The organism is Streptomyces sp. NPDC041796 (assembly GCF_055590785.1).
The window spans coordinates 1-17,991 of record NZ_JBVJAH010000002.1; the positions used below are offsets into that span (position 1 = coordinate 1).

Here is a 17,991-nt window from a genome sequence, read left to right on the forward strand (position 1 = left end):
CCAGGGCGGAGCCGGACCAGTGGGCGGCGAAGCCCTGGATGAAGGTCCATGCACCACTGCGGCCTTCAACGCCTCTGGCAAGCGACGCGGCAAGATCGAACCCTTGTGTCATAGCAGGACGATATCCGTCCCGCTCACCAGCCCTCTTCACACCCGACGAGCCGACCAGGTGTTCCTGAAAACGGGCAACATTCCGGGCCCTCTCGATCACCATGTTGTCCGAACCCTGCATCAATCGTTCCCATCTCACGCCAGTGAAGCCATGCGTGCGTACGCGGCGTCCGAGCACCACGGGCACGCCGTGCAGTGCCTTGCCGAAGTGCTGGAGGAACGCGGCGACGTGGAAGGCGCGATGGCCGCCTGCCGCACCTTCGGTGCCACGCCGGACGCAATGTGACATGTGGCTGTACCGCTGTCCGAGCTCCTGGTCCGGCACGGACGGGGCGACGAGGCGATCGAGGTGATGCGCGCGCTCGCCGAACGGCCCGGCGGCGCGGAGGACTGGATCGTCCACACTCTTTGAACCCTGTATGCCGACCCCGGCCGGCCCCGGGACGTCCTGGCCCACCTCGATGCCCTCAGGGCTCGCCACGGCGGCAACGAGGACTGGGACCTTTCCCATATGCGGCTTCCGCTCATTGCAGACTGCGGCCTGCTCGATGAGCGATCAAGCAGGCACGGGCGCACCCCGAGTGCGACACCTGGTACGTGGCCTGGGTCCTGTCCGACGTGCTTGCCGAAGCCGGCCGCCCCGAGGAAGCCGGCTGCTTCCGCCACTTCTTGACTGCTGCGCATCGCCTGCAACAGGAAGAATTTGGCGGCCTGCCTCGGCTCAGGAGCCGCGTCGCACGCGGACATCCCTCGCTCGTCACCGCGGGCACACCATCCTGGTGCGCCGAAACCGCGCGCGGCTCGGACGACGTCCTCCAAGTGGCCTGGAAGCGGGTACGACGCAGCGCTCGGCAGCGCCCTCGGAGAGGACACCGGAGCATGACTTCAAGACAGCAGCAGCAGTTCCACGCGCCGTGCGGGCACGTGCTGGCCGTACCCGCCGACCACGCGGGCCAGGACGTCCGCTGTCCCTACTGCCACCGGATCGTCCGTGCCCCGTCCCCCGACGTCCCGTACGCCTCGCCCGTCCCCCTCCCGGCCGGTGCCCCCGAGCCGGCCGGCCTGACCGCCGTCTACATGACGGCTCTGCTCGTCGGCCTGGCCGGAGCCGCGGTCGTCTATCTGGTCATGTTCGACGACCTGTCCGAGACCGAGCTCGTGACGCTCACGCCGCTGTGGTTCTTCCCCGTGGTGTTCGGCCTGTACGGCTACGTCTCCCAGCGGCTGCTGCGCCACCTCGCGGCAGGGCGGGCGAGCACCCTCGCCGGCGCGGCCCGCCTCTCCCTCGACGTGGCCGGCCACTGGGCCGCCCTGGTGCTCTTCCCCTTCCTGGTACTGCGGTGGCGCAGCTCCCTGCTCGTCTCCCTGGTGGCGGCGGCCTTCTGGGCCGTGCTGCTGTGGCTCTTCTTCGCCCTGCTCTTCCCGACGCTCTGACGGCCCTGCCGCCGTTGCCTCGCCGTACTGCGGATCGCCTCCGGCGGGAGACGGAGCCGGAGTTGGGGGCCGCCCGGTCGGGCCCGGCCGGTGGCGCTCTTGGCATGTACGCTGCTGCTGATCTTGTGCTGTCGAGAGTCCGGGGGACGAGCGATGGACAAGCGAGCCGTACGACAGGCTCGGGCCGTGACGCGTGTGATGGGCAGGCGCACGGCCCTGCGGTACCTGGCGGTCGGTCTGGGGGCGTCGGTGCTCGCGGCATGCGGGAAGTCCGCGGACGGCACGGGCACCGGGGGCGGAGGCGCGGCCCGCGGCTCCGCCGGCGGTTCCGGACCCCTCGAACAGGCCTTCAGCGCCTCCGTCCGAGGCACCTGGAAGGTGGTCGTCGAGCTTGCGGGCAACGGCACGGCCGCCGTCCTCACCGCGGAGATCACCGCGAGCAGCTGGACGCTCACCATGGGCGGTGGGCAGGACTCGCCCTGGGGCGGCCAGTGGGCCCTGATGGGTGACACACTCGCCATCCACGGCCCCGAATCACCCCAGGACCCGAACGAGTCGGTACAGGCCACAGCCCTCGGCGTGCCGGCCCGGGTGGGCCGCAGCGCCTCCCTGGTGCTGCCCTGGCGGCCGCCGAGCGACACCTCGGCCGGGGCCGGCCAGAACCTCCAGGTCGAGTACGCCAGGGCACGCTCCGCATCGTCCACGTCGACGGCGACCAGCCGTACCGTCTTCACCTGCACGCGCGGGTAGCCGCACCAGGCCGCGGCCGCGGGATGCCTTACCGGCGGACCGGCGGGTCGGTGGAGCGCCGGACGAAGGCGAGCGCGGTGTCGGCGACTTCGCGCCAGCCGTGGTCGATGGTCAGGGCGTGGGCGGGCATCTCCACGATCTCCGTGGCCGCAGGCTCGCTGCGGACCTGCTTGCGGTACGAGGCGTGCGCGATGGCGCGGGGACGCTGGTGTCCTTCTCACCCGACACGATCAGCAACGGGCCCCGGCCGAGCGCCGGTGATGGTCACCCCCAGGGTCGCCTCGAGACGGCCCCGGGGCGCGCCACCCCCCGCGAGGGTGCTGGAGCGCCATGGCTTCGTTCAGTTCAAAGGGTTCTGGCTCACTTTTTGTGATCCGTGCACGGTGAGTGATCTCCACTGGGAGACCAGTGAGGAAGGAAGGTGGGTATTCAGCTGCAGACGATGGGGCAGCCACGTCGGATCGAGTGTTGGACAGCGCGCAGGAACAGTGCGACGTAGAAGGCTGTGTCCAGGTCCTTGCTCCACGGCCCTGTCCGAGGAGTGGCCAGTTCCTTTGCTTGATGCCTGAACCACGTGCTCAGGTCGAGGTTGTCGCATGTTGCCGGGGTTTGAGGTGGCAGATCGATGACTGCCGCCAGCTTCGCGGCGAGCGGTAGGACCTGCGGGGCGCCGGCGACCATGGAGTCGTAGTCGGCGGAGTCGATGGGCAACCAGATCGCTTCATCGAGCGAGAAGGGAACGAGCACGGTCCAGCCGCAGAGGATCTCCGATTCCTCTCGTGACAGGTGCGTCTCGCACAAGGCGAGGAACCCGGTCATAGAGGGGGTCAGCTTCTCCTCGAAAGCTTGACCTGAGCCAGGTGCGAAGTCCGTCTCTGGGGGGACGTCTTCGTAGGCAGGCAGGCCCCGCCGCCTGAGTTCAGCGTTGAGTGCTGAAGCGACTTCGCCCCATCCGTCTTCCTCATCACCGAACCATTCCTCCGCGCCGACGCTCACCAGATACACACCCATGTCGGGAAGCTATCGCGCGCGTCTGACACCGATCAGTGAGCCAACAGGACTCGCTTGCGGAGCAGGGCGAATCCGGCGCGTCCGAACATCTGGCGCTTGAGCATCTTGATCCGGTTGACGTGTCCTTCGACGACGCCGGAGTTCCAGGGCAGGGTCAGGCCGGCGATGACCGCGTCGCGGTCTCGGTCGATGCCGGCCGCGAGAGTGTGAAGGCTGGGAAGGTCGTCCTGGCGGACGGCGTCGAGCCACTGTTCGCCCTGGGTGAGCATTTGGGCGAAGGATCGGACGTGACCGGTCAGGGCATCGAGTTCAGGACAGTTGGCCAGAATGGTCTTGAGCCGGAGCTGTTCGATCTCGGTCAGCGTCTCGGGTCGGCTCAGGATCCATCTCGTCACCACGCGGGGTGCCGGCGGTTGCGCGGTGACCGGCCAGGGCGAAGTGCGCTTCTCTCGTAGGTAGGCGCTGACCCGGCCGTAGCTGCCTCGATAGCCCAAGGGAACGATCTCCTCCCAGAGCTTCCAGGCGTTGGTGCAGCCCTCGTCCCAGCGTTCGTCCAGGTAGGGCTTGTACTCGTCGAGAACGGAGGGCCTGTTGTGCTGCCACTGACCACGAAAGGGGTCTTCCGGCTTCGCAGCGTCGGCGAGGCTCTTGACCGTGCGGTGGGTCATGCTCAGCTGGCGCCTGATGGAACGGCGGCTGTGACCGGCTTCCAGCAGCGCGTGGACCGTGGCATGCGTGGCCCGGATGCGGTTGGCGAATCGCTCGCTCCGCCATGGAGAGCCCGCCTTCTCCCTCCCCGAGGTTGTGCCACAAATGCCAGCGGTCGGCGACCTGCGTCGCCTGCGGTGCCCCCACCGTGGCGTCTTCCGCGAAGAACGGCGGGCTGTCCCGGCAGACGATCCCGGGTGGCTTTGCCAGCCATGCGGCCAGGCTGGACGCCTCCCGGTCAGGCAGCAGGTCCACCGGCCGACGGGTCTCGACGTCGACGAGCACCGTGCCGTAGACCCGTCCTTTGCGTGTGGCGTACTCATCAACGCCAACCACCCGCGGGGCCGGGACTTCGGGTTCGGGCAACGCATCCAGCAGCCGCAACACCGCGCTGCGGCTGATGGACACCCCGAAGGCCCTCGCCAACCGGGCGCCAGCCCGGCCGGCGAGGGCGAGGCCCACCGCGGTGAGAGTCGACCGCAACCAGGACTCCGGGCAGAAGAACCGCCGAACTCGCAGTTGTAGGACCACCAGACGCCCCCCACTCGGCACGTCCGCGGGAAACCGCAGATAAGAGCTGTGCACCCGGGTCGACTCGCTCCCACAGTCCGGGCATGCCGCCCCGGCCGCAGTACTACAGACGTCGATGCGTATCGCCTCGTGGCTCACGTCCAGCGACAGCACCGACACGTCCGCGATGGACGGTAACAGCAGGCCCTCCAGGGGAGGCGACGTCTCTTCCACGACGCCGCACTTTCGACCACACCAAGATCGGCCCTGGTCATTCAGGCAACTTCCCGGAGCCTGATAGGAGCAGCAGCCGTCACTCAGCGTGCGTGCGTCACGGAAAGTGAGCCAGAACCAGTTTGGGTTTCTGGTTCACTTTCCGTGGGGGCTAACTGAATGTGATGTCAATGGCTCCCCCGGCAGTGAGCAACAGAAACTCGGAGACGCATGCCCACGGCCATTGCTGTGAAGCCTGATCGCCGTTCTCTTGGTGGCGTCACGACGGCAGAATGTGGAGGTGGACTCTGACCTCTACCCTGATCTGGTTGCTGCGGGCAGCCTGGCCGCGGCGCTGGAGCAGCTGGCGGCCGAACTCGGTGTCGATCTCATAGCGGTGCCCGGTGACTGGGGCCCGCTTGTTTCGGCCGGTATCGCCTCGTCGGTCCCTGAGCGCAAGCCGCTATCCGTTCACATCGGGGCGGAGAGCCGTTGGTTCAGTGTCTCCGGCTGGAGTCGCGGAGTCGAACTCATCACGGGAGCCACGCCCGACTTGGCGGATGTCGTCAGGGCCGGGGCGGCGTGGGGGCGGAGCAGGAGCCTGCGGGAGCTGCGGGCAGAGCTGTCGTTTCTGCGCTCCAGCGAGCGCGCTGAAGCTCACGAACGCGGTCCGGCCGCGGTGGTGGAGCTGCAGTGGCGCACGATGCGGGAGCAGGCGGCTGAGGAACCGGATTTCACAGGGTTCGGCGAACTCGTGGAAGCGGCTCATGCCGAACCGCGGCTGCGGCAGCTCTATGTGTTTTCCAGCCACTGGACGCTCGGCTTCAGCTCCTGCACTGGGTACCCATTCCGCATCGAGGTGGCCATCGTCCCGTCACACCATGGCAGCCCGTTCCGCCTGAAGGAGCATCCGCTCTCCGACGATGTTCTCGGCGAGGCAGCCACAGCCGAGGAAGTCGTCGCCCTGGCGGTGTGCCACCTCCCCGCCGATCTTGGTCCGGCCGTCGCGGGAACCCTCGAACAAGATGGATGACGAGCCGAACTAAATCACTGGCCGTCACCGAACCCGTGGCCAGTTGGCTCTCCGTCAGACGGCTGCGGACGGGGAAGTCCAACCGGCCACGCACAGTTGTCTGACCTGCGCTTCACGAGTAGAGCAGGACGCGCTTGCGGAGGAGATTCTTCGTTTGATTCTTGTTCGAGGACGGCGGGAGTGGGAGATGCAGCCATGGACGAGCAGCACGACCAGGCCGTGGGTGCCGGTTACCGATCTTCCATGTGCGCTGCCCGCGGGACGTCGATACCGAGCTGTGCCGGCTGCTGCGCGGCCTGGTGGCGGACGTGACGCCGGTGGTGCAGGCCCTGCCGCCGTCCGCTGTCGTGGCGGACGTCTCCGGCAGCCTTCGGTTCTTCGACCGCGATCCGGCGGTCTGGCCCGGATGATCAGGACGAGAGTGCTTGCTCTGTACGGCCTGCCCGTGGTGATCGGGGTGGGCCCGAACTGAACGATCGCGGCCATGGCGTCCTGTGAGCCGGGACGAGGCGGTGTGCGTGCGCTCGGCTCTGACCCCGAGGCTGTCGGCGGCACTCCTCCACCCCCGGCCGGTCGGTGAACTCCACGGGATCGGCCGCGCCCAGGAGCAGACGCTGACGGCGTATGGCGTGCACACGATCGGGCTGGTGGCGAACCTGCCGGAGGCGACAGTGCAGCGGGTGCTGGGCGGGAAGGCGGGCCGGCTGCTGAGCGAGCGGGCCCGCGGCATCAACCGGCGCCGCGTGGTGCCGGCCGAACTGCCCCACAGCGCGGCCGCGCAGCGCCGCTTCCCCACCGACACCCTGGACCCGGAACTGGTGCGGTCCGCGCTGCTGTCGCCGGCGGTCGAGCTCGGCGAGCGGCTGCGCAGCCGCGCCGGCAGGCGGCCAGGGCCCTGACGCTGACCGTGACCTTCGCCAACCACACCCAGATCCACCGCAGCCGCCAGCTGCCCGGCGGCCCGTCCGCGCACACCGACGATCTGCGCGATGTGGCATATGAGATGCACCAGACGCTGGGGCTGCAGCGAGCCCGGGTACGGGCCGTGGCCCTGCACCGCGAGCAGCTCGCGGACGCCGCCGGGGTCGCTGAACAGCTCTCCTTCGATCCCGTCCGGGAGCACCGGCTGCGCGCCGAGCAGGCCGTCGACGCGCTCAACTCCCGCTTCGGCTCCGGAACGGTGGTCCCCGCGGCGAGCTACTGAACTTGAACTCGTGATGTCGGTCGACTCGTGGTGGCGGCGTCAGGGTCCGAGACCGTCGGCTGTTACCGGCTCGGGTTCAGGACGATGGCTGTAGCCAGCGCCGCGGCACCCGCGGCACACCGCTGCCCCGGGCTTCGACGTCGAAGACCTCGAGGCCCCGCGCGACAACATCATGGTGTTCGACGGGGTGGGCGGCATCGGCTAGACGACGCTGTCCCGCAAGCTGGAGGCCGCGCTCGCCGGCGCCGAGCACCGGCCCGCGCAGTGGGGCGAACCCACCTGGGCTGGTGAGCAAATTCTGCCCATACGGATCGACCTCGCGCGCTCGGCCGGCACCTCGTTCGAGGACCTGGTACTGACGATTCGCGCCGCGCTCAGTACCCTCGGCCGCCCGCTGCCCGCCTTCGACGTGGCGCTGCGCCGCTACTGGGAGGCGCAGTACCCCGGCGAGCCACTGGAGGGAGTACCTGCGCCGCGGTGGCCTGGCAGGCCGGTTCAGCAAGGCGATGCCGCAGCAGATGCAGTCGGCCACGGCCGACGTCGCCCAGGTGCTGCTCCTGCCCGGCACCGTAGGTACGGCCGTTGGGCAGGTCACCGGCTCCCTCGTACGGGCGCTGCGGGAGCGGCGTCAGACCGTACGCGCGCTCGCCCGGTGCGCGCGGCTCGCCGACCTGCTGGAGGCCGAGCCCGACGTGGAGTCGCTCAGCTTCTATCCGCATCTGCTGGCGTGGGAGCTCACCCAGGTGCTGGCGGACAAGAAGGTCACACTGGTGATCCTGCTGGACACCTTCGAGGACGTCGGCGACCGAATCCACCGGGACCTGGAGCGCCTCATCCAGCGGGTGGTGTGGCTGATGTCGAACGCGTTCTTCATCGTCGCCGGCCGCTCGCGCCTGCAGTGGGCCGATCCCGCCCTGCAGGGCCAACTCGACTACACCGGAGCCGCGCCCTGGCCCGGTCTCGCCGCCCCAGCCGCCGTGCCGACGGCGCGTACGGCAGGAGCGGCAACCCGGGGTCGCGGGCGGCAGGTGCTGGTCGGCGACTTCTCACTCGAGGACTGCGACGACTACCTCGCCCGCCAGTTCTCCCGCGACGGCCAGCCCCTCATCAGCGGCGAAATCCGCCAGGTCATCACCGACCGCTCCCACGGCCTGCCCCTCTATCTCGATCTGTCGGTGCTCCGCTTCCTGGAGATCCGCCGCACCCGCGAGCCGGTCACGGTCGACTTCGACCACGACTTCGGCGCCCTGATCGCCCGCACCCTGTCCGACCTCACCCCGGACGAACGCCACGTTCTGCGGTCCGTCAGCCTGCTGGACGCCTTCGACCTCAACCGGCACCGCCACCGCCGGCCTCCCGCACGAGGCTCCGGCCCAGCGACTGATCGAACGGCCCTTCGTCCGCGAGAACACCTTCGGGCTGTGGCCTTACCACTCCACGGCCTGATCCGCTCCACCATCCCCAGCGCCGACGACGCCACCGACGACCGCTGGACCGACCGCGACTGGCGCCAGACCGCCGAGCGAGCCCTGGCAGCGCTGGGCACGCAACGGGCTGCTGCCGAGGCCACCAGCCGCGACCGGATGGTGCTGGTCGGCTGCCTGCGCCAGGGCCTCCCTCTCGCCCGCGACTTCCGGCTCGACCTCGGCTGGCTTACCGACGCCGCCTGGGCCTACGTCAGTCTGTCAGCGGCGCCCCCATGGCGCGGTGGCTGGAACGGCGAACAACCCACCCGCAGCCGCTGGCGGACGCTGGTCACCACACGGCGCGAATACCTGCGCAGCGTGCGCTGAGGATGAAGTCGGCGGCCGTTTCCGCTGGAAACGGCCGCCGACTGTGAGGTGCGCCAGCGTCTGGATGTGACGCGATGATCAGGTGGGATTCAGCGGGGTGATTCCCGTTACCGCGTACAGCTCGGGCTCAAGCGACAGAACCGTGAGCGGCTCACCCGCCTTGAGCGCCTGCCAGGCGATCACCCGTACGCACACCGTCTACCCCGGCGGCACCACCCAGGCCGTCACCGTCGACGAGTCCAGCCGCCCCAAGGCCATCAAAACCACCTCGGGCACCACCCCCCTGGTCGATCTGGCCTACACCTACGGCTACACGGTCAGCGGCACCGCCAAGGACGGCACCAAGATCCGCACCGCACGGACAATGCCACCAAGCTGACCACCAGCTACACCTACGACTCACAAGGCCGCCTGTCCTACGCCAAGGAAGCCGACGCGGCCGGTGCCCGCAAGGCTTCCTGGCTGTACTGCTACGACAAGGCCGGCAACCTCACCCACTACGACTCCTCCGCAAGCACCTGCCCCGCCACGCCGACCTTCGGCTACAACGACGCCTCCCAACTCATCTCCGCCAACGGCTCCACCGACGCCTGGGCCTACGACAAATCCGGCAACGAACTCGCCGCCACCCCGGGCACCGGCTACGCCCGCTCCAGCGAAACCTGGACCGACCACAGCCAGCTGAAGACCATCGCCACCAGTGGCACCGCCCGCGACGCCGTCCACGCCGGCACCGACAACAGCGAACGCACCAAGCTCGGCGAAACCTGGTTCCACCACACCGCCCTCGGCCTGACCGGAACCACCACCGCCGGCACCGACACCGGATTCATCCGGGAACCCGCGGGCACACTCAACTCCATGCGAACCGGGGGCAAGAGCTACTACTACCTCACCGACGCGACCGGCAACGTCCTCGGCCTCGTCGACGACCAAGGCACACGCACCCATACCTACGCCTACAACCCCACCGGCCGCGCCCGCACCACCACCGAGGCCATCCCCCAGCCCTACCGCTTCGCCGGCACCTACGCCGACCCCACTGGGCTGTAAAAATGGGCGCACGCTACTACGACCCCAACACCGGACTCTTCACCCAACCCGACCCTAGCGGCCAGGAAACCAATCCGTGCCTGTACGCCAACGGTGACCCGGTCAATCAAAGCGACCCGACTGGTCCTCTCTCATTCCCCGACCTGTCAGGCGGATGGGAGTTCGCCAAGCTGACCTACGAAACGGTCACAGGAAACGAGGACCCGCCTTCGCTACTAAGGTAGGCATCCTCACCGGCGTCGGCGTCGAAGGCCTGTGCCTCGCCGCAGCTGCGGCCGGAGCGGTCCCGACCCTCGGTGCGTCGGTCGGCGCTGGGACCAGTGGTTGCCACGTAGTCGCAGCCGGTCTGGGGGCTGCAGCCGCAGCCGGCACGGCCGCCGCGAGAAGCTGAGCTCCTTGTAGACCCCCAGTGGGGCGTTCCCTGGAGGGAGGCGCCCCACTGGCAGAAGGGGGATCGAAATGAACCGAAATAAACAATTCGGCGTGGGTATGGCAATTACCATATGTGCAGCGCTCGGTCTTTTCGTCCTTGCCTCTCAGGGGAGCGACGGCGGGGGTTGGCAAGTTCCTGTTGCCGTAGGGGCTGTTTTGCTCATCGCGCTGCTGATGCTGGTCATCAAGCGGAGGAAGTGAACGTGAATTCGGCAGTTCTGACCGGGACGTCCCTTGCTTTCGGTGGCTACGTCTGGCTGGTCGTGATCGGGTTTCTCATAGCGATCGCGATTGTTCTTTACGTTACGGCCAAGAAAAGGTAAACGTCGCCAGAAGGCACACGCCATGTCGGCGAGCGTAATCGGCTGCACGGCGGAACACCTAGCTGCGCCGCCGGGCATCACCATGCTCGACCTGGACCTCCCGGGCGCTTTAGCCGTGGCCCGGCACCACATTTGGGCGTCAGAGCATTCCCAGTACGCATCCCAGCCGAATCCGCACCGTACCGATGGGGTGATCACCGGCACCACGGCCCCGGATCGGTGGAGCGTTGAGCCGGTCGCGCCCTCGACCTCACGCCCTGTACTCCGGGACCGGGTTATCCTCCGGCGCGGAGACGAGCCCGGCGGTTCTGGACAAGGGGATGCCAGCGAGCGCTTCAGGTCCGTCGAGCCAGCGCGCGGAGGGGGTGCTGGGAGGGGCACGTCGCCCATGTAGTGGGCGATGTCCGCGTAGTAGGCGTGTTCAGAACTTCTTGGGATTGATCACTCACTCCCATACCCCCTCTCCTGAAACCGCAGGTCGGTCTCCAGGGCTGCCACTGTGCGCATCAGCGGTCCACGCTTCGGGGCGGAGGGCGGCGACCATCGCCTCCAATTCCCCGCCAGGCACTGGCCGGGTGGTGTACACCGCGCGTACGCGCCGATGTCGGCGCCGTCGCCGGTACGGAGCGGGGTGACCGCCCCGTACCGGTGAGCGGCTGGCCTCCAGCCGCGTTGGCGGGTGAGGCGGCCATCGGTTACCCGACCCGGCGTGCGGGGACGGCCGCTTTGCGGTGCCGGTTGTTCCAGGCATCCATGACGTGCTTGGGGATGGAGCCGACCTGTGAGACGGCCATCCCCTGGGTGCGGGCCCAGGTCCGGATCTCGTTATGCGGATGGTGTGGCTGTTCTCGCCCCAGGCCAGGGCACTCAGGGCGCGCGCCAGATGCGGGGTGCCGTTCGGGTTCTGGGGTGCGCGGGCCTTGTGGTGGGCCTGGGTGAGTCCCTCGGTTTCGGCGATGGTGGCGATCTCGCACGTGGTCACGTCGGGCAGCTGCGCGAGGATGTCGTCGGGGGTGGCGCCGTGGTTGAGCATGTCGACGATGGCGGCACGTATGCGTCGTTCACTTCGGCTCCTCCTTCGGGGTGGTGGTGGCGAATTCCGGCGCAGCTGGGAGCGCCGGGTGTGGGTGGTGCCGGCCCAGATGGCGGTGCCGGCGTCGGTGTGGTGGTCGATGGCCCAGGCCAGGCAGGCCTCGCTGGTGGCGAGGGGCAGCGGCGGCAGGCCAGTTCAGCAGCGGCTCGGTCGTTGGGGTCGTCGCTGGTCCACCAGTCGGGATCGGTGTCGGGTGCCTGGCAGGGCTCGGCACCGGTGAACCGGGGGAAGGGGGGTGAGGCGGCCGCTCACGACCAGGCTCCGATCTGGCTGACCCCCGTGGATGTCGCCGTCGCGGTCGGCGTGGGTGTGGGCTCCGTCGCCGAGCTGGGCGGCCAGGTGGTCGGGTGAGGGTCGCGCCGGTGGGCAGGCCTTCGCGGGTACGGAGGTCTACGCCGTGGGCGCAGGCGGCGTCGCGGTTGGTGTAGAGGCCCAGCGGCAGCTGTCCGTGCTCGTACTCGGCGCGGTAGATGGTCAGCTCGACCGGCTCGCCGGGGGTGAAGTGGGTGATGCGCGGGAAGAGGGTCTCGGCAGCGGCCAGGCGCTGCTCCAGCAGTTCGATGTGGGCGAGCAGGTGGGGCACGTCCTGGGTCGGGTTGCCGGTGCCGGCGGCGGTCGCAGGCGGATGTCGTGGACCAGGGCGCTGCGGTCGGTGGGGCCGCGGGCGCCGTGCGGATCAGGGTGGTCGGGGTCACGAGGTGCTCCGTTTCTGGTAGCGAGTGCTGGGCCGGCCTGTCCGGTCCCCCACGTCGTCCGGGCCAGTTGGTTGGCAGACCGGGCAACACGGCCGGGTGGGCAGCTCTGAGGAACGAGGCGAGGCGTGCCGCAGGCCAATCGGGCCGCCAACGGGAAGAAGGAGCGCTGCCGGTGGATGTCGATCGACCATGAGTGCGGTGTGGTGCTGGGCCAGGCCCGCGGTGAGACCGGAGGGCCGCTGGAGGCTGTCCCGTGTCCATGGGGGATCGACAGCCTGGGTGGCGCGCCGTCAGAGAGGCGGGCCGGCCACCCAGGGTAGGTCATCGCCCCTACGCGGGGCGGTCACGCCTGCCCGTGGCTGGCTCGTTGGAGCTGGTCGGGTGGGAGGTGCTGAGGGCGGTCGGCTGAGTGGCCGGCGACCTGGCGGCCGGCCCCAGCGGTGAGTGTGCTAGCTGTACTTCTTAGTCCTCTTGAGGATGTAGTCGCGGGTTACTCCGAGGACGGCCACGGCGTCGGTGCGGGCACCGTGGTAGGCGCCAGCCAGCGTCGCGGCGACGGTCCTCCAGTAGTCGGCTTCGGCGGCTTCCCGGACTCTCTCGGTCTCTTCGAAGATCTTGTCCCGCTTGGCTTTGGCGTCGGCGAGTTTTTTCTTCAGCTGTGCGCGGGCCTGATGGATGTCGTCGGGTCGGGGGGTCATGTTCTTGCTCCTCGCGGACATGAGGGGCGATGGTTCCGGCCCCCTGCTCCGGTTGGAGCGGGTTGGGAGGGGGACGGTGGGCTGGGTTTGGCGACCTGTCCGCCGTCCCCGGGGCGGAAGGTGGATCAGGCGTGGCGGTGCTGGAAGCGCTGGAGTTCCACACTGGTCATAGACCCAGCGATCTGCTGGGCCTTGGCGGTGTCGCCGTTGGCGGAGGCGCACAGGACGGCCCTGACCTTGGCACAGCCGACGGCGGCCTGGGTGGCCTGACCGGTGGTCTGGTTGAGGGTCTCGCAAGGTCGTCGAGATTGCGGGCCATGATGGTCCCTTCGGTGGTTCGGCGGTGGTAGGGCCCGGGGTGGCTGGCTGAGTTGGCGACCTGGCGGCCGCCCCGGACATTTGCAACACCTCAAAAATGCAGACTGTGAGTATGCATATCAAGAGTATGCGTATATCGGGTCTGGTTTTCTTGTGTTCCCGCCCCGGGACCGCCTCGGCGGCAAGCCTGAACGCTCCAACAGCGTGCTGACGATCGCCGTCCACGCAACCGAGGCCGAGACCCGCAATGCGGCCACCAAGCACCTCGCCTAGGACTTGCCCAAGTTCGCGGCGACCTCGGAGCCGTTGACGTCGTCAACGCGCAGGTCGTCCTCGGCTTGCTGGAGGACGAGCGGCAAGCCAGCCAGGCGAGGCGCATACGCGGACCAGACGCGTACGGCTCACCGGGCCGCCGTCCAGCGCGATGCCAGCGGCGGCGAGCACGGGCGGGGCCAGAGCAGCAAGGCTGAGATCGACCGCGCGCCGCACGTGGAGGAACTTGCGGACCGCGAGCACAGTCAGGCTGTGCCGGGTGCTGGTGTGGGGGTCAAGCTGTCCGGGCCGTACAGCTCGGCCTTGACGGGCATGTCAAGGCCATTGAGCTTGGCGCGGCGATCCATCAGGTTGAGTACGGTGTCGACGGCCTTCATGTCGACGGCTTCTCCAACGTAGGTTGTCGCGGCTGGCCCAGACGGCTTCGAGGAGGGCGTCGAGGCGTTCGTTCTCCTGCCGTCGGTGGACGCTGGCGTCGGCGGCCTGCTCGTCGCGGCGTTCTTCCAGGGCGCGGACGACAATGTCGCGACGTCGGCGCCAGAGATCACGGTGACGATCCGGTCGTCAACGAATGGTTGCGACCGGAGCCTTCAGGACTCGTAGGGGCCGCCCCGGAAGTACAGACTCCTGTGCGCTCGTGGGCGGTCACCGCGACCGTGCGCGACATCGGAGCGGTCGGCAGGTGCCGTCCGTTCGGCCAGCTCCCGCAGTCTCTCCAGGCCGGCCAGCACCTGCGAGCGATTGTCCGACCTCTTCATCCAGGCCGGCAGCCGGGCGAACATCGCCCTCGTTGGCCGTACGCCGCCACGCTCTCGGAATTGCGCACCGACGTAGGCGGACAGCTCGGCGATGTGCTCCCCGTTGTAGGCCCACAAGATCTGACCGACGCAACGGGTCTGCAGCCACAGAGGCCGCTGGAAAAACGGATCCTCACTACCTCCCAGCACCGCGCCGACCAGCCCAGCCCCCCGCACCTCAGGGTCCCAGTCGGCGGCGGCACCGCACCCTCCACAAGCCAGACGACGCGGCTGGAACAAGAGCTCGCCGAAGTACTTGAGATCAGGAATGCCTGGCCGGGGAATCACGAGAGCGCGGCCTCCGCACTGCGGACAGACCACAAGTATCTGACCCGCGAACCGAGCCAACGGAACCCCTCGGTCATAGTGACGAGCAAGATCAGTACGCGGCTCGGAATCCATGACGAACACCATCGCAGGTTCACGACACGACCGGCGACCGGGTTCCCGAACATGCCCCACAGGTCGCTACCAGCCATTTGCGATACACGGCCTAAGCGCCGTGGGAATGTGTGGCCCCGCCGCTCGGGGGTGAGTGGCGGGGCCGGTGTGCTCGGCGGCGGTCGGGGGGCGGCCGAGCTCGGGTCGACGTCCTTGTGCCCCGGGAACGCGTGGTCATGTGTGGGGGTTACGGCCTGGCCGGGAGTTGCGCGCGGGGACACTGGGCTCCCGGCCAGGCTGTGCGCTTCTGATGCTGGCGTACGGGGGGCCGGTTGTCGGGCCGGTATCCCCCGCATCCCGGATTTGCGTGTTCTGGTCTTCGGTCGCTTGGGTCGCTCGCTACTGGTCGCGGCTGGTGAAGGGGATGCCAACGGCCTGGAGGGCGCGTTTGAGGGGACTGTGCTGGGCGGGGACGCGGGGGTCGAGATTGGCGATGAGGAGCCGCCCGTCGGACAGACGGGCGGTGACCTTCATCGTGCGGGTGGCGCTGGGCACGGTGGGGGCTACTCTCCCGGCTCTGGGGCGGGCTCGTCGGCGGGGGTGGGGCCGTAGCCGTAGTAGCCGCGGACGACTTTGCCGTTCTTGATCTGCCGGTGGATCTTCCTGGACTGGGTCGGTCGGGAGAATGCGTGTCCGTCGTGGAGCCTTCAAGGCCGGTCAGCATGGCGATCTGCGTTCGATGCAGGTGGACGCCCCCGGTCCGGCCGGGCGCGGCGTGCTCCTTGAAGGAACTGCCCGCTCGCTGAGCAGGGCTTTGCGATCCGGCTGACGATTCGGCGTTTCACCTGCGGGGCGGCGGGCTGCCCGCGTCCGACGTTCGCTGAGCCGCTCTCCATGCTGGCCGCCCCGCACGCACGGTTCACCAAGAGGCTCAGCCGCGCCCTGGAGCGAGTGGGGCTCGCGCTGGCCGGGCGGGCCGGAGCTCGGCTGGCTGCCCAACGGGCCCCGACGCCAGACATGTTCCACGACCTGCCGCCAGAAGGCACAACGCCGGTGCGAAAAGGCTCAGCTCGACGCCGAGACCGACCGCCGCGGAATCTCGCTCAATCCACCGTCCGAGAAGCGGCCGCTTCGATGCCTGATGCCCGCAGCTTACGGGCCAGGAGCTCCATCTCGGGCAGGGTCCCTGAGTACTGCCCGGCCAGGACCTGCTCCAGCACGGCCCTGACGCCGTCCAAGCCGATGCCGAGCTCCGCCCGCAGCACCCGCATGACGGTGCAGCTACTCGTCGGCGGGCTGACCTGCAACCTTGCCCGCCCGCGCTCCGAGAGCAGCCGGCTACGCATCTCGTCCGGCAGGTCACCGCCACAGAGAGCCAGGGCAAAACCGCAGGCCGGGCACGTCGACTCGACATCCCACCGCAGCGCCTCGCCCACCAGCGCCTGAACACCGCACCACTCTGCCTCGGCACCTCACCCCTGACACACAGCGGAGTACCTGATGGACTCAACCAAGATCGGCTTTTCCGCAATTCATCCTTACAACAGGGGAAAGGGTAGGCAGGAAGCCGAACATCTTTCGAGGCGCCGTCGTCACCAAGCGCAGCAGCCTGTCGGGGTGGGACGGCGGCCCCGTACTGGCGCCGTGGCCGACCCGGGAGATCGTGGGTGATCTCGCAGGGGATCTCCGGGGGCCGGGCGACGGCCATCTGCGTCATCCCGTGGGGCACCGCTCCCCTTCTGACCGCGTGGCTGCGCCCACGCCGAGCGGTGAGCGTGGTCGATGGGTCCGTACACCCGGAGGCGGACGAGCCGTTGTTGGGCCGGTGGTCGAGGTGGCAATGACCGAGCTAGAGCAACACGTGAACCACTCCAACGCCCTCGCCAGCGGCTCCGACAAGGCGTTCGCTGTGCACACGCTGCTGAAACTGCACGAGGCAGGCAACCGGTGGACCGTCGACGAGCTGTGCGGCTGGGCGCTGGGCCATGGCTTCACCGGCGCCGAGGAAGATCGCCTGCGGCAGTACGCCACCAAGGTGCTTGACAGATCTCCGTTCCGACCGTTGCCGAGCGACCCATTCTCCCCTGGTGCCGTTGAACGATGGCAGGGCCAGGCGTCTTAACTGCCAGTCTGTAAGGGCCTGGCGCACCCGGCGTTCTATGTCCGCGGCGCGGCGGGCGGCGGGCCGGGGGCACGGGACGGCCGCACCGGCGAGACCACAGTCCGGCACCCTCAAGACCCGACGAGATCGGCAGCAGGCAATCATGGAGCGTACAAGCGCACGACTCGGCGCGGATGTTCCTCAACACCCAGGACCGCCTCGTGTCACTCGGGTGGGTGGCTGCCCAGCCACGCGGACCAGGTGACATGGCCGCGCAGGCCGGCCGGGCAGGTCAGGGCGCGGGCCGCCCGCTGTGCCCGGGCGGGTACGGCCACCCTCACGACACGGCGGTGCCGGCCGCGGGTCCGCTGCCACTGCGAGACCAGCTCACCGAAGGGGAGCACCTCCGGCCCGCCGAAGTCCTCGCACTGCCCACCGGGCCCGTCGGCGACGCGCTGGGCCACGTAGGCGGCGAAGTCCCCCGAGGCCACCGGCTGCGTCTCGATGTCCGTCGGGAGCGCGAGGACGGGCATCCGCGCGGCCTTGCCCAGCATGCGGTCGGTCAGCCAGTGGAACTGGGTGGCCCGCAGCACCGACCAGGGCACTTTCCCCGCGCGTACCAGTTCCTCGGCCGTGTGCTTCAGCCGCAGGTACGGCAGGCGACTCTGTCCGACGCCGACGATGGACACGTAGGCGAAGTGACCGACTCCCGCCCTGGCGGCCTCCTCGAGCAGCCGGCGAGTGCCATGGACGTCGACGTCCGGCGGACTGCGCCACAGGTCGGTCGGCAAAAGGTAGCCGCGCCGCGCAGCCGGTGACCACGTCGCCGCGTGCACCACGGTGCGGACCCCGGCCATCGCCTCCCCGACCCCGGCTCCGGTGGCGAGATCGCCCCGCACCCACTCCACGTCGGGATCGGTGCCGGGGGAGCGAGCGAGCACGCGCACTCGCCAGGCGGGCTTCAGCAGGCCGATCAGGTCCTGTCCCAGATGCCCGGTCCCACCCGTGACCAGAACGGTATCCATCGGCGGCACCTCCGGGAATGCGCGGCTTTGTCATC

23 protein-coding genes and 2 pseudogenes are annotated in these 17,991 nt (G+C 68.9%); 15 read left to right on the plus strand and 10 right to left on the minus strand.

Annotation, left to right across the window (positions count from 1 at the left end):
• From ACZ6C1_RS03305 to ACZ6C1_RS03320, 4 genes and pseudogenes are all read left to right on the plus strand, one after another.
• Window positions 1-397 (plus strand): annotated as a pseudogene (locus ACZ6C1_RS03305) (hypothetical protein); the annotation flags it as partial.
• 3 nt (window positions 398-400) lie between these two features.
• Window positions 401-523, plus strand: coding sequence for a hypothetical protein (locus ACZ6C1_RS03310; protein WP_469237188.1), 123 nt, complete (start codon window positions 401-403; stop codon window positions 521-523).
• A gap of 467 nt (window positions 524-990) precedes the next feature.
• On the plus strand, window positions 991-1,545 hold the full coding sequence (locus tag ACZ6C1_RS03315; RefSeq protein WP_469237189.1) for a hypothetical protein: 555 nt from the start codon (window positions 991-993) through the stop codon (window positions 1,543-1,545).
• A gap of 186 nt (window positions 1,546-1,731) precedes the next feature.
• Window positions 1,732-2,295, plus strand: a complete 564-nt coding sequence (locus ACZ6C1_RS03320) for a hypothetical protein (RefSeq protein ID WP_469237191.1) — start codon at window positions 1,732-1,734, stop codon at window positions 2,293-2,295.
• Between the two features lie 429 nt (window positions 2,296-2,724).
• Here the strand turns inward: ACZ6C1_RS03320 and ACZ6C1_RS03325 are convergent, their stop codons facing one another.
• From ACZ6C1_RS03325 to ACZ6C1_RS03335, 3 genes and pseudogenes are all read right to left on the minus strand, one after another.
• Window positions 2,725-3,306 (minus strand): hypothetical protein, encoded by a 582-nt coding sequence (locus ACZ6C1_RS03325; protein ID WP_469237193.1) that lies wholly within the window; start codon window positions 3,304-3,306, stop codon window positions 2,725-2,727.
• Window positions 3,307-3,338: 32 nt separating this feature from the next.
• Window positions 3,339-3,974: an ISL3 family transposase gene (locus ACZ6C1_RS03330; protein WP_469237194.1), complete on the minus strand. Its 636-nt coding sequence runs from the start codon at window positions 3,972-3,974 to the stop codon at window positions 3,339-3,341.
• 193 nt (window positions 3,975-4,167) lie between these two features.
• A pseudogene (locus ACZ6C1_RS03335) lies at window positions 4,168-4,758 on the minus strand (transposase family protein); the annotation flags it as partial.
• A 280-nt stretch (window positions 4,759-5,038) separates the two neighbouring features.
• Here ACZ6C1_RS03335 and ACZ6C1_RS03340 point away from each other — a divergent pair.
• The 6 genes from ACZ6C1_RS03340 (at window position 5,039) to ACZ6C1_RS03365 (ending at window position 9,146) form a co-directional block, all read left to right on the plus strand.
• The gene (locus ACZ6C1_RS03340) at window positions 5,039-5,770 is read left to right on the plus strand and encodes a DUF6193 family natural product biosynthesis protein (protein WP_469237196.1); all 732 of its coding nucleotides are present in this window, start codon (window positions 5,039-5,041) and stop codon (window positions 5,768-5,770) included.
• 245 nt (window positions 5,771-6,015) lie between these two features.
• Window positions 6,016-6,180 (plus strand): hypothetical protein, encoded by a 165-nt coding sequence (locus ACZ6C1_RS03345; protein WP_469237198.1) that lies wholly within the window; start codon window positions 6,016-6,018, stop codon window positions 6,178-6,180.
• A gap of 108 nt (window positions 6,181-6,288) precedes the next feature.
• Window positions 6,289-6,669, plus strand: coding sequence for a hypothetical protein (locus ACZ6C1_RS03350; protein ID WP_469237199.1), 381 nt, complete (start codon window positions 6,289-6,291; stop codon window positions 6,667-6,669).
• A gap of 8 nt (window positions 6,670-6,677) precedes the next feature.
• Window positions 6,678-6,974: a hypothetical protein gene (locus ACZ6C1_RS03355; RefSeq protein ID WP_469237201.1), complete on the plus strand. Its 297-nt coding sequence runs from the start codon at window positions 6,678-6,680 to the stop codon at window positions 6,972-6,974.
• Window positions 6,975-7,480: 506 nt separating this feature from the next.
• Window positions 7,481-8,767, plus strand: coding sequence for a hypothetical protein (locus ACZ6C1_RS03360; RefSeq protein WP_469237202.1), 1,287 nt, complete (start codon window positions 7,481-7,483; stop codon window positions 8,765-8,767).
• Window positions 8,768-8,909: 142 nt separating this feature from the next.
• Window positions 8,910-9,146 carry a hypothetical protein gene (locus ACZ6C1_RS03365; RefSeq protein WP_469237203.1) on the plus strand — a complete coding sequence of 79 codons (237 nt, stop codon included), beginning with the start codon at window positions 8,910-8,912 and terminating at the stop codon, window positions 9,144-9,146.
• A 262-nt stretch (window positions 9,147-9,408) separates the two neighbouring features.
• On the opposite strand, the gene ACZ6C1_RS03370 is transcribed toward ACZ6C1_RS03365, so the two are convergent.
• Complete coding sequence (locus tag ACZ6C1_RS03370; RefSeq protein ID WP_469237204.1) at window positions 9,409-9,618, minus strand: hypothetical protein; 210 nt, start codon at window positions 9,616-9,618, stop codon at window positions 9,409-9,411.
• Between the two features lie 10 nt (window positions 9,619-9,628).
• Between ACZ6C1_RS03370 and ACZ6C1_RS03375 the strand changes: the two genes are divergently transcribed.
• Window positions 9,629-9,820, plus strand: coding sequence for a hypothetical protein (locus ACZ6C1_RS03375; protein ID WP_469237205.1), 192 nt, complete (start codon window positions 9,629-9,631; stop codon window positions 9,818-9,820).
• A 2-nt stretch (window positions 9,821-9,822) separates the two neighbouring features.
• The gene (locus ACZ6C1_RS03380; RefSeq protein ID WP_469237206.1) at window positions 9,823-10,044 is read left to right on the plus strand and encodes an RHS repeat-associated core domain-containing protein; all 222 of its coding nucleotides are present in this window, start codon (window positions 9,823-9,825) and stop codon (window positions 10,042-10,044) included.
• A gap of 1,226 nt (window positions 10,045-11,270) precedes the next feature.
• On the opposite strand, the gene ACZ6C1_RS03385 is transcribed toward ACZ6C1_RS03380, so the two are convergent.
• On the minus strand, window positions 11,271-11,549 hold the full coding sequence (locus ACZ6C1_RS03385) for an Lsr2 family DNA-binding protein (RefSeq protein ID WP_469237207.1): 279 nt from the start codon (window positions 11,547-11,549) through the stop codon (window positions 11,271-11,273).
• A 335-nt stretch (window positions 11,550-11,884) separates the two neighbouring features.
• On the opposite strand from ACZ6C1_RS03385, the gene ACZ6C1_RS03390 reads away from it, so the two are divergent.
• Window positions 11,885-12,019 (plus strand): hypothetical protein, encoded by a 135-nt coding sequence (locus ACZ6C1_RS03390; protein WP_469237210.1) that lies wholly within the window; start codon window positions 11,885-11,887, stop codon window positions 12,017-12,019.
• Between the two features lie 793 nt (window positions 12,020-12,812).
• Here ACZ6C1_RS03390 and ACZ6C1_RS03395 read toward each other — a convergent pair.
• Both ACZ6C1_RS03395 and ACZ6C1_RS03400 read right to left on the minus strand, forming a co-directional pair.
• Window positions 12,813-13,061, minus strand: a complete 249-nt coding sequence (locus ACZ6C1_RS03395) for a hypothetical protein (RefSeq protein WP_469237211.1) — start codon at window positions 13,059-13,061, stop codon at window positions 12,813-12,815.
• An 836-nt stretch (window positions 13,062-13,897) separates the two neighbouring features.
• Window positions 13,898-14,029: a hypothetical protein gene (locus ACZ6C1_RS03400; protein ID WP_469237213.1), complete on the minus strand. Its 132-nt coding sequence runs from the start codon at window positions 14,027-14,029 to the stop codon at window positions 13,898-13,900.
• 85 nt (window positions 14,030-14,114) lie between these two features.
• On the opposite strand from ACZ6C1_RS03400, the gene ACZ6C1_RS03405 reads away from it, so the two are divergent.
• Window positions 14,115-14,255 (plus strand): hypothetical protein, encoded by a 141-nt coding sequence (locus tag ACZ6C1_RS03405; RefSeq protein WP_469237214.1) that lies wholly within the window; start codon window positions 14,115-14,117, stop codon window positions 14,253-14,255.
• 974 nt (window positions 14,256-15,229) lie between these two features.
• On the opposite strand, the gene ACZ6C1_RS03410 is transcribed toward ACZ6C1_RS03405, so the two are convergent.
• Both ACZ6C1_RS03410 and ACZ6C1_RS03415 read right to left on the minus strand, forming a co-directional pair.
• A complete protein-coding gene (locus ACZ6C1_RS03410; protein ID WP_469237216.1) occupies window positions 15,230-15,385 on the minus strand; it encodes a hypothetical protein in 156 nt (51 codons plus the stop codon).
• A 548-nt stretch (window positions 15,386-15,933) separates the two neighbouring features.
• Window positions 15,934-16,266 (minus strand): hypothetical protein, encoded by a 333-nt coding sequence (locus ACZ6C1_RS03415; protein WP_469237218.1) that lies wholly within the window; start codon window positions 16,264-16,266, stop codon window positions 15,934-15,936.
• Between the two features lie 404 nt (window positions 16,267-16,670).
• On the opposite strand from ACZ6C1_RS03415, the gene ACZ6C1_RS03420 reads away from it, so the two are divergent.
• On the plus strand, window positions 16,671-16,952 hold the full coding sequence (locus ACZ6C1_RS03420) for a hypothetical protein (protein WP_469237220.1): 282 nt from the start codon (window positions 16,671-16,673) through the stop codon (window positions 16,950-16,952).
• Window positions 16,953-17,155: 203 nt separating this feature from the next.
• Here ACZ6C1_RS03420 and ACZ6C1_RS03425 read toward each other — a convergent pair whose 3' ends face one another.
• Window positions 17,156-17,956, minus strand: a complete 801-nt coding sequence (locus ACZ6C1_RS03425; protein ID WP_469237222.1) for an SDR family oxidoreductase — start codon at window positions 17,954-17,956, stop codon at window positions 17,156-17,158.
• Window positions 17,957-17,991: the final 35 nt, after the last annotated feature.